Raw genomic sequence first — 14432 nt, 5'->3', positions numbered from 1 at the left:
AATATAGGCATAAGTTTTACAGTGTAAATGATCGTGTTGAGATCGTTTGCATCCCTACATAAAGCGGCGCGCGATGCTGCGAAATAATAACTAGGAAGGAATGAGACAATGTCTTCTGCATTTTACCAACAGATTCAAACTCAAATCGAAGAAGTTAAAGAAGAAGGTCTTTACAAGTCTGAGCGCATTATTACTTCTGCACAAAAAGCAGCGGTTTCTATCTCGACTGGTGAAGAAGTACTAAACTTCTGTGCAAACAACTACTTAGGTCTTGCTAACCACCCAGCTCTTATCGAAGCAGCTAAAGATGGTATGGATCAGCACGGTTTTGGTATGGCTTCAGTACGTTTCATCTGTGGTACTCAAGATTCTCACAAAGAACTAGAGCAAAAGCTTTCTACGTTCCTAGGTAAAGAAGACACTATCCTTTACACATCTTGTTTTGATGCAAACGCTGGTTTATTCGAAACAATTCTAGGTAAAGAAGACGCAATCATCTCTGACGCACTAAACCACGCATCTATCATCGATGGCGTTCGTCTGTGTAAAGCAATGCGTTTCCGTTACTCAAACAACAACATGGAAGAGCTAGAGCAGCAACTTATCGCTGCTAAAGAAGCGGGCGCTCGTCACACACTAATCGTAACTGACGGTGTGTTCTCAATGGACGGCGTAGTGGCTAACCTCCCTGCTATCTGTGACCTTGCAGACAAGTACGACGCACTAGTAATGGTTGATGACTCTCACGCAGTGGGCTTCATGGGCGAAAACGGCGCGGGTACTCACGAGTTCCACAACGTTGTAGACCGTATAGATATCATCACTGGTACGCTAGGTAAAGCAATGGGTGGCGCTTCAGGCGGTTACACTTCTGGTAAGAAAGAAGTGATCGACTGGCTACGTCAGCGTTCTCGTCCATACCTATTCTCTAACTCTGTTGCACCTGCAATCGTATCTGCGTCTATCCGCGTTCTAGATCTTCTTGCGGAATCTGGCGACCTACGTACTCAACTATGGGAAAACTCTGCTCACTTCCGTACTCGCATGGAAGAAGCTGGCTTCACTATGGGCGGTGCAGATCACGCAATCATCCCAATCATGCTTGGTGATGCAAAAGTAGCGGCTGAATTCGCAGAACGCGCACTAGAGAAAGGCATCTACGTTGTAGGTTTCTCTTTCCCTGTAGTACCAAAAGGTCAAGCTCGTATCCGTACGCAAATGTCTGCTGCACACTCTCGTGAGCAACTAGACCGCGCAATCGATGCGTTCATTCAAGTTGGTAAAGACATGGGTATCATCTAATTTTAAAGGGATGCCACGAGCATCCTTTAATTAGATAGAGCAACACCCAGTAGAATATATAGATTTTTGATTCTCGCCTTACAGTTAGGCGAGATGAACTAGGTAACATTATGAAAATTAAAGCACTTTCTAAGCTTAAGCCTGAAGAAGGCATTTGGATGACCGAGGTTGAAAAACCTGAAATGGGTCATAATGATCTTCTTATCCGTATTAAGAAAACCGCAATTTGTGGTACTGACGTACATATCTACAACTGGGATGAGTGGTCACAAAACACAATCCCAGTACCTATGGTAGTAGGTCACGAATACGTGGGTGAAGTTGTTGGCATAGGCCAAGAAGTTCGTGGTTTTGAAATCGGCGACCGTGTATCTGGCGAAGGCCATATCACATGTGGTCACTGTCGTAACTGTCGTGGCGGCCGTACTCACCTTTGTCGTAACACAACAGGTGTTGGTGTTAACCGCACTGGTGCGTTCTCTGAGTTCCTTGTGATCCCTGCGTTCAACGCATTTAAGATCCCTGCAGAAATCTCTGACGATCTAGCTTCAATCTTTGACCCGTTTGGTAACGCAGTACACACCGCGCTTTCTTTCGACCTAGTAGGCGAAGACGTGCTAATTACTGGCGCTGGCCCAATCGGTATCATGGCTGCAGCTGTTGCTAAGCACGTTGGTGCTCGTCACGTTGTAATCACTGATGTAAACGAATACCGCCTAGATCTTGCTAAGAAAATGGGTGTGACTCGTGCAGTAAACGTGATGGAAGAGAAGCTTGAAGACGTAATGTCTGATCTTGGCATGACTGAAGGCTTCGATGTAGGCCTAGAAATGTCTGGTAACCCATCTGCGTTCAACAGCATGCTGACTAACATGAACCACGGCGGTAAGATCTCTCTACTAGGTATTCCACCATCAGATATGGCAGTAGACTGGAACCAAGTAATCTTTAAAGGCTTGGTTATCAAAGGTATCTACGGTCGTGAGATGTTCGAAACTTGGTACAAGATGGCTTCATTGATTCAATCTGGCCTAGATCTAACACCAATCATTACTCACCACTACAAAGTGGACGACTTCCAGAAAGGCTTCGACATGATGCGCTCTGGTATGTCTGGTAAAGTAATTCTTGATTGGGAATAAGCAAAAGGAGTAAACACTCCCGAGCTTCCTGACTAATTGAAAATGCCTCAAAGCGATTTGGGGCATTTTTGTATCCAAATTCTACCTAGGATTAACTTATCTCTCTGTCACTTAATGGCCATTTTACTGCCTAGTAATCTCTAAAATACTCAATAAGCAGTTACATCTTATTGTTTTACTATTGAAGAGAGGGCTCATGGCTTGTAAACCACTTGCACTGATAATCACTGGACTATTATTAACGCCGAATTTTGCTAGCGCTAAGGTCGACATTTCTAAATCTGAAAGCGATCAAGCGGCAGAACAGGCAGCAAAGGAACTTGCAAACCCAAATACAGCTTACGCTAGCCTCAACTTAAAACTACAATACTCTGGTGGATATGACGGAGGAGGGGACAGTTTTGCTACGGTTCTACAGCCGACACTGCCGTTTCCCATGGATAATGGTGACAAAGTGATCTTCCGCCCGGCTATCTCTTATGTACAGAACGATTTCCATGTGGACACACCAGCAAGCTCGCAGCACATGGATCAGTCAGGCTTTACAGACATCTCATTTGATTTAGCTTATGCGCCTAAAATGGAGGGCGGTACTATTGTCGCTTTCGGTCTCTTTGCTTCTTTACCAACGGGCAGTAGTGACTTAACGGCGGACCAGTTTGCTGTCGGGCCTGAGTTTATGGTCGGGAAGGCGAGTAGTGAACGAGTTGTCGGTATGTTCCCCAACCACTTGTATGGCGTTTCTGGAGACGGAGCTAACCATTCTGATACTCGAATCAACAAGACATCGACACAAGTGTTTTGGGTTGAGATATTAGGAGGTGGTTGGACGGTGGGCTCTGCGCCGACATTCACCTATGACTGGAATAAGGATCAGGCGGAAATCCCGTTAAACATCAGTGTTAGTAAAACAACGGTTCTGAATGGACGCCCTTGGAAATTTGGCATTGAAGCGAACTATTACCTTGAGAAAGACGAAAAAGTGCGTCCAGATTTTATGTTGAGCTTTAATATCAGCCCTGTGGTGGAAAATAAATTGGCGTCTTTATTCGACTAGTTTTATTTCCTTTATGGCATTAAATAGGCTAAAGCTTGGTATTGATATTAATCGGGATGGCTTTAGCTAATTAACTGAATATTTCACTCCAACATATATTGAATGAAGCGTAGATAAAATAACCAAAGATGAGCATTAAAAATAACCAAACACCAATGTCTTTTTTAAATTTATCAAGGATATTTCTCATTCTGTATATTCCTCGTAACTTAAACCCACTAAAAATTTGGTTTTCTACCAACCGGATTTGGTCTACATTTTCGGTTTTTAATAAACAGCGCTAATGGCGAGTTCGTGACAATCTCTTGCCTTGCTTCTTCTATCTCTTTGAGTTGTTTACAGTGAGCAAATTGAAACGGGTTACAGTAGCTTTTCTTGGTGTAGCCAAATACATTGGTGTGGTAGCAGATAAACCATTCGTCACTGCTAAAGCTAGATACAACGATGCCCATGTCGTAAAACTCTAACAACCCATTCGCGTCAATGTTTATGCTTTGCGCTCTGATTCGATAATCTAGGTACTGACCTTTAACTAGCTTTGTCGATTTTACTTTCCAATTCTTCATCTCTACTCCTAGAGGAAAATGTTCTTTGTGGGAGTGTTCGGTTCTTTGAGATAAGTCATTTGGGATAACTTCATTCTATAACCATTCATATATTTATTGTTATACGGTTTCGGAGTATGGCGACTTTCAATCTTGCAGGACTTGGCTTGTCGCCACACTTTCCTTTTCGTGGGGGTTCTATCTCTAAGTTTCGTTTTCTCTATGAGGGTAGATGCTAAACACATACGGCTTGCTACGCAATATGACAGATGTATGTATAAATTTAACCGATGTTAAATTTCTTTGAATGTTAACAATGCCAAGACAGTAGAAATATAGTAATTAATCGAGTGTAGTTTAGGAAGGAAGTAGAAATAGTTGTTTGGTAAGTTCTAATCATTAAATATAAGTATGAACTTAAAGTTTTAATTGCTGTTCCATTACCTCTTTATAACGCGCATAAAAAATCCGACATTGGCAAACCAATATCGGATTTAAAATTCAGCAGATTGTTGGCGCTAGTCGTATTAACCAGCAGCAACTTGCATGATGAGGCCACAGATGTAAGCGCCGTATGTACCGAGAGCGTAACCCAATACCGCCATTAGGATACCTACTGGTGCCAATGCTGGGTGGAATGCAGCCGCTACGATAGGTGCCGATGCAGCGCCGCCTACGTTAGCTTGGCTACCTACAGCCATGAAGAACAATGGTGCACGAATTAGCTTCGCCATCACAATCATCAGAAGGGCATGGATAGTTAACCATGTAATACCAATGAAGAAGTAACCTGGGTTGTCTAAGATAGCTGTCACATCCATTTGCATACCGATAGTTGCAACTAGGATGTAGATGAATGCTGAACCGACTTTTGACGCGCCGCTGTGCTCAAGGCTGCGTGTAGATTTGAAGCATGAAGCGATCAGCGCGAACGTTGTTACCATTACGATCAGCCAGAAGAAGCCGGATGTTAGGCTGTATTTCGCAAGTTCCGGCGCATTGGTTGAGATCCACGGTGCAATCATGTCACTGAATAAGTGAGCCAACCCGGTTAAACCAAAGGCAATTGCCGTGATCTTCATGAGATCGGTTGTGGTTGTTGGGCGAGCGTTCTCTTCTTGGTATTTAGATACCGTCTCTTTTAGCTCTTCGATAGATGATGTGTCTGCTTTTAACCATGCATCAATCTTCTTCTGGCGACCTGCCATGATAAGTAACACGGCCATCCAAATGTTCGCACAGATAACATCAACCGTAATCATTGCAGAGAAGAGTTGATCATCAACCTCGAACACTTCTTTCATTGCTGCTTGGTTCGCACCGCCGCCGATCCAAGAACCAGCCACAGTTGTAAGGCCACGCCATACATCGCCAGATACGAGGTCAGGGTTAACTTGGTCGATAATCAGAATCGCCAAAGGGCCACCAATGATGATGCCGACAGTACCCGTTAGGAACATGATGACGGCTTTTGAGCCAAGGCCGAAGATTTTGCGTAAGTCAGCTGAGATGATCAGTAGAACGAGTGCGCTTGGTAATAGGTAACGACTTGCAACAAAGTACAGCTTTGAGTTTGATGCGTCGATGATGCCTAGGCTGTTCAATAGAGAAGGAACAAAGTAACAGAGCAATAGACCCGGAACGAACGAGTAGAATTTTTTCAGTGCGCTATTTTGGCTACTTTCCGTGATAAAAACACCGCCAAGAATAACAGCTAACATGCCCATTATTACAGCATCATTAGTAATCATTATTATATCTCCTTTAAGGTGAGCGCAAAGGTCTCACTTTTTGAATTGCAGGACTATACCGACAACCGCCATTCGTTACAAATTGTAACGATAGACATACTTTGAAATGTTTATGTTAATTTTGATGGTTTGAATTTGTGAATGTCGTGCGTTATTTATTTGATTGATGAATGGGTTTGTTGGGGCTTTTGCGGCGTATTTCGATATATGCAATGTAATTCAAGCCTTAGAGAGTGGTCGCTATGAATTGGGTGGGTGCTTGAATGGCAGGAATGAGTGCATATATAGCCATGTTTATGGTGTGGTTTATGCAGTGTTGGAATGTTTCAATAATGTAAAAATTGAATCCACTTTTGCTATGTGGTCAGAAATTAAAAATTTTAGCTAGATCACACAAATCTCCCGGATTACGAGTTTCAGCACTCGATATTTAGGCTCATTTGACGTTTTGTAAGGGGTAAATGAAAGAAAAAGCGGCTTAAATAGCCGCTTTTGATGGTTGAATTGCATGGTTATCTAGAGCTGAAGTCTAGATGCTGTTTAAGACTCTTCTTCCTCAAAGCCATCTGCATAGCCTTTTGGTGGAGGTGTCCAACCACGCTCAGATCGAGAGTGTTTGTCTGAACGGTCTTTTTTCATATCTTCTTTCATTGCTTCTTCAAGGTGAATGAAGATTTGTCGGTAGTTGTTGTCGTAGCGTGGATTCTCTTCCGCTTCAGACCAAGCTTGGTAAAGTTTCTCAGACTTACGACTCTCAACGCGTTGATACGTCGATTTTTGCTGCTCGACGAAGAATGGGTGATGACCTAAAGAGCGCAAGGCTTCAGCGCCCATTTCAAGAGCAGAATGGTAGGTCTCTGATTCCACGAAGTCTGCACCTGCTTCTCGTAAGCGATAACTATGACCACGGTCGAATGCGCGGGCTAAGATTTTCACTTTAGGGTAGGTGTGTTTAACGTACTTCACTAACTCAACGCTTGAGTCTTGGTTATCGATTGCTACTACTAGCATTGCCGCTTCTTCGATTCCGGCGGTATGCAACAAGTCGTGACGAGTCGCATCACCAAAGTAAGATTTGATATTGATAGAGCGCAGTAAGTCTACTTGGTTCGCTTGGTGATCCAGAACCACCGTATTGACATCGTTCGACACCAACAAGCGGTTAACGATTTGACCGAATCGACCAATGCCCGCAATGATAACGGTACCTTTCTCTTCGATGGTATCTTCTTCGCGGTCGTTAGATTTTTGTTCGTAACGAGGAAGAATCACTTTATCAAATAGAATGAACAGCCCTGGTGTTAGGAACATTGAAAGTGCCACAACCAGCGACAATGTTTGGACGATGTCAGCAGGTAATACGTGGTTTTGAGCTGAGAAGCTTAGTAGTACAAAACCAAACTCACCGGCTTGCGCCAAGCTCAGTGTAAACAGCCAACGGTCACTGTTTTTGATTTTGAAGATCAATGCCAACGTAAATAGCACCAAGGCTTTAAGAAGCATAACGCCAAGGGTTAGGCCAATGATCAAACCAAAGTCGTTGAATAGAACATCAAAGTTGATGCCTGCACCTACGGTGATGAAGAACAAGCCAAGTAGCAGCCCTTTAAACGGGTCGATATTGGACTCAAGTTCGTGGCGGAATTCACTGTTCGCTAAAACCACACCCGCAAGGAAGGTACCCAAAGCCGGAGATAGGCCGACTAGGCTCATCAGTGCAGCAATGCCAATCACCAACATCAGTGCGGTTGCAGTAAAGATTTCACGCAGGCCTGAGCTTGCCACGAAGCGGAACAGTGGACGACTCAAGAAGTGTCCGCCGACCACAACAATCGCAATAGATGCTGTGATCACAAGGCCATAAGCCCAACCGGGTAGGCCAGCGACGAGGCTTAACTCTTCATGGTGATCAGAAGCCGAAGCAACCGCGCTTTGTGCAGCTTCAATTAATTCTGGCAAGGCTAATAGAGGGATAAATGCCAACATAGGAATGACGGCAATATCTTGGAACAGTAGGACTGAGAAAGCGTTCTTTCCGCCTTCTGTTTTGGATAGCCCTTTTTCGTTAAAGGTTTGGAGTACAATCGCGGTAGATGACAGTGCGAAGATCAAACCGATAGTCAGTGCGATCGTCCAAGGCTGCCCAAAGAACAGAGCAATACCCATTACAATCGCGGTAGTGCCACCAACTTGCAGGCCACCCAGCCCCATAAGTCGGTTCCTCATTGCCCAAAGCATCTTAGGTTCAAGCTCAAGACCGACTAAGAACAGCATCATAACCACACCGAACTCGGCAAAGTGTTGGATCGTTGTGGTCTCTTCACCTACCAGACCAATGATTGGGCCAATCACAACACCAGCAATGAGGTAACCCAATACAGAACCAAGGCCAAGTCTTTTGGCAATAGGCACGGCAATAACTGCTGCGACTAAGTAGATAAATGCTTGTAGAAAATATCCCGTCATTATTTAACCTCTGCCATTAGTTCTTCTACGTAGTGGTTGAGTTTTTCTGCTTTGCTGGCTTTCTTGATATTGATCTTGCCAGCAACTAACGCCTCTAACAGCACTTTATAGCTATCGACATGCTCTTGAATGCGGTTTTCTTCCAAAGCGGTACGCGAGCCAAATAACGCAAAGGGCGCGAGATAGTTCATCCCGCACAGAGAAGCGGTTTGTTCGATTGGGTGAAGCAGTTCTCGAATCGTGAAATGGTTGTAACCATCACTTTGGTAGGCATCTTTTTTACCTCCTGCAGTAATGCTACATAACAATTTCTTGCCTTGTAGTTCGTTGCCGTCGGTGCCGTAAGCGAAGCCGTATTCTAGAACGAGATCTTGCCACTCTTTAAGAATTGCCGGTGTTGAGTACCAATATAGTGGGAACTGAAAAATGATGATGTCATGGTCTAACAGGCGTTTCTGTTCTCGGTCGATGTTGATTTTAAATGTTGGGTATTCAGCGTAGAGATCGACGCAGGTAACACCGTCAACGCGTTTGGCTTGTTCAAATAAGGGTTTGTTTGCTTCAGAACGATGTTGAGAAGGGTGGGCGAATAGCACCAAGACTCGATTTTTCGACATATAGCCCTCTTTGTTCATTAACGAATAATATTTATTGGAATTATAGTTATACAATAATAGAAGAATGGTTGAACAACAACGAATTAGCCCATACTTATCTAGTTAGATGCGCGTGTTTTTAGGGACTTAATTATATAAAACACCCGTCAATTTGAGTATTTCCGGCACACGCAGCCGATGACTGCGTAAAACTAATTATTCGCTAATAATAAAAGCGAATAGGTGCATTTTATGTCACCGTTGGTGGGTAACGTAAATAATCCAATAACCCTACATAGAACGATAATGAATAAAGGAAAAAACTATGAGCATGGACTTGCGTCAACAATGTGATTTGTTGCTTTCCGGTCATCTAGAACCGACACCAGCACAAACATTCGCTCAGATGGCTGAATGGTGTGAAACACACAATGTGAGCCATGATAGCTACGGTGATGGCGAGTTTATCGAGAGCTTTGAAAACAAGGTCGCAGAGCTGCTTGGTTATGAAGCTGCCGTGTTTGTTATTACCGGGACGATGAACCAACCCACAGCATTAGAAATTGCGTGCCAAGAGAAAAGAAACTCGGTAGTTGCGATGCATGAGTCGAGTCATATCATTCGCCATGAACGCCAAGGGTATCAGCTCCAAAATCGTTTCAACGTGCTTCCAGTCGGCAACGTATTTCGCACTTGGAATGTTGATGACTTAAAGGCGTGGCCTGATGAGATCGCCGCCGCTCTGTATGAATTACCGATGCGCGAAATTGGCGGTCAATTGCCAGAGTGGGAAGAGCTTGAAGCTATAAAGCAGTACTGCAAAGAACAATCGATTCACCTTCATATGGATGGTGCACGTTTGTGGGAGTGCGGCGCGTATTACCAGAAACCATACAGCGAGATTGCTCAGGGCTTCGATAGTGCTTATGTTTCGCTGTATAAAGGTCTCAATGGCCTTGGTGGTTCGTTATTATTGGGCGATAAAGCCTTTGTAGCGAAAGCATCGGCGTGGATGAAGCGCCAAGGTGGCAATGTTTATCACCGAACGCCTTATGTGGTTTCAGCAGCAATGCAGTTTGATGAGCGATTAGAACTGATGCCTGCTTTATACGAACGAACCAAACAGGTTTATCAAATCCTACAAGATTACCCTCAGTTTACGGTTAACCCACAACAACCGCAGGTCAACATGCTTCACCTCTATTTACCTGTGAGCTACGAAGACGGCATTATCGTGAGAGATAACATCGCGAAGAAACACAAGGTTTGGATAGGAAACCCAGCGATCAGCGAACTGCCAAATCAATGTAAGATTGAATGGTATGTAGGTGATAACTTACTTAATTTGCCTGATCATGAGCTGATCGACATTCTTGATTTTATTAACGAAGAGCTGATTTGATTAACTAAGGGTTAATTTGATTGCGGAAGAGTTGAGTTGATTACAGAAGAACGGACAGCAGAAGAACGGAGCTAATGGAAATGGATACAGGAAATCGGTCCGGTATCCATTTATGCAGCTAGGATGACTGGCTCTGTTACATATACTGGTTGATGTACACATCAACTAAGAACATGAACACTGGAACCGTGCTGAGAAGTCCGAAGAAGACGATTGGCACCCAGTTTTTGATTTTCTTTTTAGGTTGCTCAGTGTTATTCATAAATTCGGCCTTAAATTCGTTGTTGAGTCTGTTTAGCTTTTTGGTACTAAAAATCTAAGTGTATGGTATCAAAGAAATGGGTTTAGCCCTATGTAGATTTAGAGAACCGTGGTGTATATCAATCACATAAAATGTAAGTGATTCATAAACGGTTCATAAAGGTTCAACAATAATGAACCTATTAGAACAAGCATTGCCTTACTTGGCATATGAAATAAACAGTATTCAAAGATTTGGAGAATACAGAATGAAAACAATAGGAAACATCATTTGGTTTCTGTTCGGTGGCGTATTTATGGGACTGGCTTGGTGGTTTTTCGGACTGCTCGCATTCCTAACCATCGTTGGTATTCCATGGGGTAGAGCGTGTTTTGTTATGGGTAACTTCTCATTCTTCCCATTTGGTCAGGAAGCGATTTCACGTGACGAGCTAACCAATGAAATAGACATCGGTACGAGCCCGCTAGGCGTGATTGGTAACGTGATTTGGTTCTTATTTGCGGGTATCTGGCTTGCGATTGGTCACATCATGTCAGCTGTGGCGTGTTTCATTACCATCATCGGTATTCCGTTCGCGATTCAACACCTTAAGTTAGCGGTTATCTCGCTGGCGCCTATCGGTAAGACGGTTGTCGATAAACGTGAAGCAGAAGCGGCGCGAGTAAGAAATTACAAAGGTTAAGATTACACTTTCAGCCTGATTGAACTGAAAAAGCACATCGCATGATGTGCTTTTTTATGCCTCTGTTCTTATCTCTCGATGCTCATATCCTAAACACTAACTATGCGTTGTTGAGCTAGATATTATTGAGCTAGACATTGTTGAACAGGACTTCAAGCCGCAGGGTGATGTTGGCTTCTTCGGTGTGTTTCTCATAGGGTTCTCGTTCCCACTGATAACGAGGAATGAGTTCGTAGAACAGCCACTCTTTCCATACGTTTTGTCGGTAGGTAACCGAAACCTGAGCGTATTCGTAATGATTATGAGGCTCATCCGTTGCATTAATCGTGGCGCTATATTGAAGTGCTTGGTCTTGAGCAAGATAGTGATACAAGGTTAGTCCTGTACCATAGTTCCAACCTTTAAGGTCGTCGTTATACCCCGCAAAGCTTGACCATCGAGCCAAGAAATCATCACTCAAAGAAAGATCAAAATCGATGTCAGTGATTTCGCCAGTCTCTTGTTTTTCTTGATATACCCGTTGGGTAAGCCTGAATACCGCATCGGTGGTGAGAGGGTAGGTAAAACGGTAGCGAGCTTCGATACGCGGTCGCAATGTTGCCTTAATATTGAAGCTGCTATAACCCTTGGCATAGGCGTCGTAACGCAGGCCTAATGCACTTTCCAATTCATCGGAATCATTCGGAAAAAAATCCAAGAACTCTTCATCGCTGACTGATTCGTAGATCAACTTTAGGCGTTTACTGACAAAGGGAAGGTGAAGACGCGCATTGAGCTTGGTCGAGTAGTCTAGCTCCCCACCTTCAGAATAAATAAAATCGTTATACCAACGTACAGATGTGCCAGCTCTGGCATCTTCAGTTATTCGGTCATCGACAAAGAAGCTATCGAACCAGAGTGCGGGTTGGCAAAACTTACTGTTCAGGAAATGGTAAGCCTTTTCGACAGGGGCGTCTTCTAACGGCTGACTGTGACACTCATTTTGTTCCTCTGCCTGAACGGAGTATGAAATGAGTGACGCCAATAATGAGGTGCTAGCTATCCTACGACTCAATGGAACCTGTTTGTTATTCTATATATCAATAGTTTGACTATAACCAAGCGATTGCAACAATGCGACTTTTTAGTGATTAGATGGAAGGCAAAGATTTGAAGGGGACAGGACAGATAAAAGAAAACGGACTCAGAAGGTGAGCCCGTTTGTTTTAGCTATAAGAAGTGATTTGTATCTAGGTTACATTGCCGCTTCGAAGATTGCTGAGATCTCTTCGTGAGTTGCTTGTTTAGGGTTAGTGAAACCACAAGCATCTTTCAGTGCGTTGTCAGACAGCGTTGGGATGTCTTCTAGTTTCGCACCAAGTTGCGCGATACCTGTTGGGATGTTCACGTCGTTTGCAAGTTGAACAATCGCGTTGATCGCAGCTTCTGCGCCTTGTTCTGCTGTCATGCCTTCAACATTCACACCCATTGCTTTTGCCACATCACGTAGACGCTCTGGGCAAACTTGCGCGTTGTAGCGTTGAACGTGTGGAAGCAAGATAGCGTTACATACACCGTGTGGAAGGTCGTAGAAACCACCCAGTTGGTGCGCCATTGCGTGAACATAACCAAGAGAAGCGTTGTTGAATGCCATACCCGCCATGAACTGTGCATAAGCCATCTGCTCACGAGCTTCAATGTCTTCGCCGTGCGTTACTGCTGTTCTTAGGTGCGCTTGCACAAGTTCGATCGCTTTAATTGCTACAGCGTCTGTAATTGGCGTTGCTGCGATTGAAACGTAAGCTTCGATTGCGTGCGTTAACGCATCCATGCCCGTTGCAGCAGTTAATGATGCAGGTTTAGCAAGCATCAACTCAGGATCGTTTACTGAGATAAGCGGTGTTGTGTGCTTATCAACGATAGCCATCTTAATGTGACGAGCTTCGTCAGTAATGATGCAGAAACGTGTCATCTCAGATGCCGTACCAGCCGTGGTGTTGATAGCGATCAATGGCATCATTGGCTTTTCAGATTGGTCTACGCCTTCGTAATCTGCAATCTTGCCGCCGTTAGAAGCAACCAGAGCGATACCTTTTGCACAGTCGTGTGGAGAACCGCCACCTAGAGAAACAACAAAATCACAATCGTTGTCAGTCAGCAATTCTAGACCATCGTTTACGTTAGTGATGGTTGGGTTTGGTTGAGTGCCGTCGAATACAACTGCGTCTACGCCACGCTGGCTAAGAAGGTCTTGTACCTGCTTAACTACGCCAATTTGGTTCAGGATCTTATCAGTAACGATCAGACCTTTTTTAAAGCCTTGAGACTGAATGCTATCAGCAGCATCCTTCAGACAGCCAGAACCCATGAAGTTGATTGTAGGGATGTAAAATGCAGTAGACATTGGAAAACTCCGTTAATTATGATTTTTAATTTCCTACATGTTGTCGGCATTCAAGTGGTTGACCATTGATCTGGAACAACTTTGATTCCGAACTACCACTTTGTGGCTAGCCGTTGTGATGGGGCTCATATAGCAATCGTTTTCATGGTTTTTGGCTGTGTTCTTTGTCAGTAGTGATTAGCGATAAATTGGCTCCACCAAGAGCAGAATGGTGCTCTATAACAATGAAAAATAAGGTTTTTCACTGAAAGTTGCTTTGGTTAGGCTGGTGTCGACGTTTTATCGGAGTCATCACTGCATTCAATTTGAGGATCTTGCGACTCTTCAGAATCAAGGGAGTCTTCTGGCTCCTCGTCATAGTATTTGACAAGAAAAGGGGTGAGCATGACAGATGACGGTAAAAAGTGCTTCATAATACCTCCCGGTACTTAAGTGTATTTTTAGGGCGTGTTGATTTTTCGAGCTGATTTTTGCAGCGAGTTGCTGGGCATTTATACAAGGCAGAGGCTTTGATGTGTAGCTTGCCTACATGAGAAGCCGTTAACGTAGTAGAAATGACCAGCAAACGCTGCCCGAAGGGTTCGGCTAAAAGCGTTTTACTCTTTGTTGAGGGAAATTTGCTTAGAATGACTAGGCTACTTCCCCCTCGCCGCGATTAAAACGCTTTTATCTCGAACAAAACTTAACCACGAAAGGTCAACACGCCCTAGTATGGTATTGGTTTAATATGTGGCAAAATTTGCGATACATCATGACTTGCGACTTGTTTTATATAAATTATTAGATTTATATACAGGCTCACAAATTTGAGGGTAAAGTGATGCTTCGCCGTTTTAGGGCGCGA

Annotated in this window: 12 protein-coding genes; 5 read left to right on the top strand and 7 right to left on the bottom strand. The window is 43.9% G+C overall.

Annotated elements, in window-relative coordinates:
* Window positions 1–108 precede the first annotated feature (108 nt).
* The 3 genes from MSG38_RS03085 to MSG38_RS03075 all read left to right on the top strand — a co-directional run bounded on the left by MSG38_RS03085 (window position 109) and on the right by MSG38_RS03075 (window position 3501).
* Window positions 109–1302 carry a glycine C-acetyltransferase gene (locus MSG38_RS03085; protein WP_017064793.1) on the top strand — a complete coding sequence of 398 codons (1194 nt, stop codon included), beginning with the start codon at window positions 109–111 and terminating at the stop codon, window positions 1300–1302.
* Window positions 1303–1412: 110 nt separating this feature from the next.
* Entirely contained in the window at window positions 1413–2444 is a 1032-nt protein-coding gene (gene tdh, locus MSG38_RS03080) for an L-threonine 3-dehydrogenase (protein WP_017059546.1), read from the top strand.
* 196 nt (window positions 2445–2640) lie between these two features.
* Window positions 2641–3501 carry a transporter gene (locus tag MSG38_RS03075; protein ID WP_248400970.1) on the top strand — a complete coding sequence of 287 codons (861 nt, stop codon included), beginning with the start codon at window positions 2641–2643 and terminating at the stop codon, window positions 3499–3501.
* A 218-nt stretch (window positions 3502–3719) separates the two neighbouring features.
* Here MSG38_RS03075 and MSG38_RS03070 read toward each other — a convergent pair whose 3' ends face one another.
* The 4 genes from MSG38_RS03070 to MSG38_RS03055 all read right to left on the bottom strand — a co-directional run bounded on the left by MSG38_RS03070 (window position 3720) and on the right by MSG38_RS03055 (window position 8880).
* On the bottom strand, window positions 3720–4067 hold the full coding sequence (locus MSG38_RS03070) for a hypothetical protein (RefSeq protein WP_048608772.1): 348 nt from the start codon (window positions 4065–4067) through the stop codon (window positions 3720–3722).
* Window positions 4068–4573: 506 nt separating this feature from the next.
* Complete coding sequence (locus MSG38_RS03065) at window positions 4574–5797, bottom strand: DUF819 family protein (protein ID WP_046223963.1); 1224 nt, start codon at window positions 5795–5797, stop codon at window positions 4574–4576.
* A 540-nt stretch (window positions 5798–6337) separates the two neighbouring features.
* On the bottom strand, window positions 6338–8263 hold the full coding sequence (locus MSG38_RS03060; protein WP_048608770.1) for a monovalent cation:proton antiporter-2 (CPA2) family protein: 1926 nt from the start codon (window positions 8261–8263) through the stop codon (window positions 6338–6340).
* Entirely contained in the window at window positions 8263–8880 is a 618-nt protein-coding gene (locus MSG38_RS03055) for an NAD(P)H-dependent oxidoreductase (RefSeq protein ID WP_061038431.1), read from the bottom strand. The genes MSG38_RS03060 and MSG38_RS03055 overlap by 1 nt, the downstream gene beginning before the upstream one ends.
* A 304-nt stretch (window positions 8881–9184) precedes the next feature.
* Between MSG38_RS03055 and MSG38_RS03050 the strand changes: the two genes are divergently transcribed.
* The gene (locus MSG38_RS03050; protein WP_061038430.1) at window positions 9185–10261 is read left to right on the top strand and encodes a beta-eliminating lyase-related protein; all 1077 of its coding nucleotides are present in this window, start codon (window positions 9185–9187) and stop codon (window positions 10259–10261) included.
* A gap of 136 nt (window positions 10262–10397) precedes the next feature.
* Here MSG38_RS03050 and MSG38_RS23965 read toward each other — a convergent pair whose 3' ends face one another.
* Window positions 10398–10523: a hypothetical protein gene (locus MSG38_RS23965; protein ID WP_017075772.1), complete on the bottom strand. Its 126-nt coding sequence runs from the start codon at window positions 10521–10523 to the stop codon at window positions 10398–10400.
* A 247-nt stretch (window positions 10524–10770) separates the two neighbouring features.
* Here MSG38_RS23965 and MSG38_RS03045 point away from each other — a divergent pair, with 247 nt between their 5' ends.
* Entirely contained in the window at window positions 10771–11205 is a 435-nt protein-coding gene (locus tag MSG38_RS03045; RefSeq protein ID WP_052880048.1) for a YccF domain-containing protein, read from the top strand.
* A gap of 130 nt (window positions 11206–11335) precedes the next feature.
* Here the strand turns inward: MSG38_RS03045 and MSG38_RS03040 are convergent, their stop codons facing one another.
* Both MSG38_RS03040 and yiaY read right to left on the bottom strand, forming a co-directional pair.
* Window positions 11336–12259 (bottom strand): hypothetical protein, encoded by a 924-nt coding sequence (locus tag MSG38_RS03040; protein ID WP_048608762.1) that lies wholly within the window; start codon window positions 12257–12259, stop codon window positions 11336–11338.
* A 180-nt stretch (window positions 12260–12439) separates the two neighbouring features.
* Window positions 12440–13588, bottom strand: coding sequence for an L-threonine dehydrogenase (gene yiaY, locus MSG38_RS03035; RefSeq protein WP_086775646.1), 1149 nt, complete (start codon window positions 13586–13588; stop codon window positions 12440–12442).
* Window positions 13589–14432: the final 844 nt, after the last annotated feature.

This window comes from Vibrio sp. 1CM24A, assembly GCF_023161725.1.
Classification (GTDB): domain Bacteria; phylum Pseudomonadota; class Gammaproteobacteria; order Enterobacterales; family Vibrionaceae; genus Vibrio; species Vibrio coralliirubri.
Note: the sequence above shows the minus strand (reverse complement) of the source record. Positions and strands in the feature narration are given on the sequence as shown.

Coding starts and splice junctions, on each gene's coding strand:
- MSG38_RS03070 (WP_048608772.1), bottom strand. CDS start 4,067: ATGAAGAATTGGAAAGTAAAATCGACAAAGCTAGTTAAAGGTCAGTAC.
- tdh (WP_017059546.1), top strand. CDS start 1,413: ATGAAAATTAAAGCACTTTCTAAGCTTAAGCCTGAAGAAGGCATTTGG.
- MSG38_RS03060 (WP_048608770.1), bottom strand. CDS start 8,263: ATGACGGGATATTTTCTACAAGCATTTATCTACTTAGTCGCAGCAGTT.
- MSG38_RS03065 (WP_046223963.1), bottom strand. CDS start 5,797: ATGATTACTAATGATGCTGTAATAATGGGCATGTTAGCTGTTATTCTT.
- MSG38_RS03045 (WP_052880048.1), top strand. CDS start 10,771: ATGAAAACAATAGGAAACATCATTTGGTTTCTGTTCGGTGGCGTATTT.
- MSG38_RS23965 (WP_017075772.1), bottom strand. CDS start 10,523: ATGAATAACACTGAGCAACCTAAAAAGAAAATCAAAAACTGGGTGCCA.
- MSG38_RS03055 (WP_061038431.1), bottom strand. CDS start 8,880: ATGTCGAAAAATCGAGTCTTGGTGCTATTCGCCCACCCTTCTCAACAT.
- yiaY (WP_086775646.1), bottom strand. CDS start 13,588: ATGTCTACTGCATTTTACATCCCTACAATCAACTTCATGGGTTCTGGC.
- MSG38_RS03050 (WP_061038430.1), top strand. CDS start 9,185: ATGAGCATGGACTTGCGTCAACAATGTGATTTGTTGCTTTCCGGTCAT.
- MSG38_RS03075 (WP_248400970.1), top strand. CDS start 2,641: ATGGCTTGTAAACCACTTGCACTGATAATCACTGGACTATTATTAACG.
- MSG38_RS03085 (WP_017064793.1), top strand. CDS start 109: ATGTCTTCTGCATTTTACCAACAGATTCAAACTCAAATCGAAGAAGTT.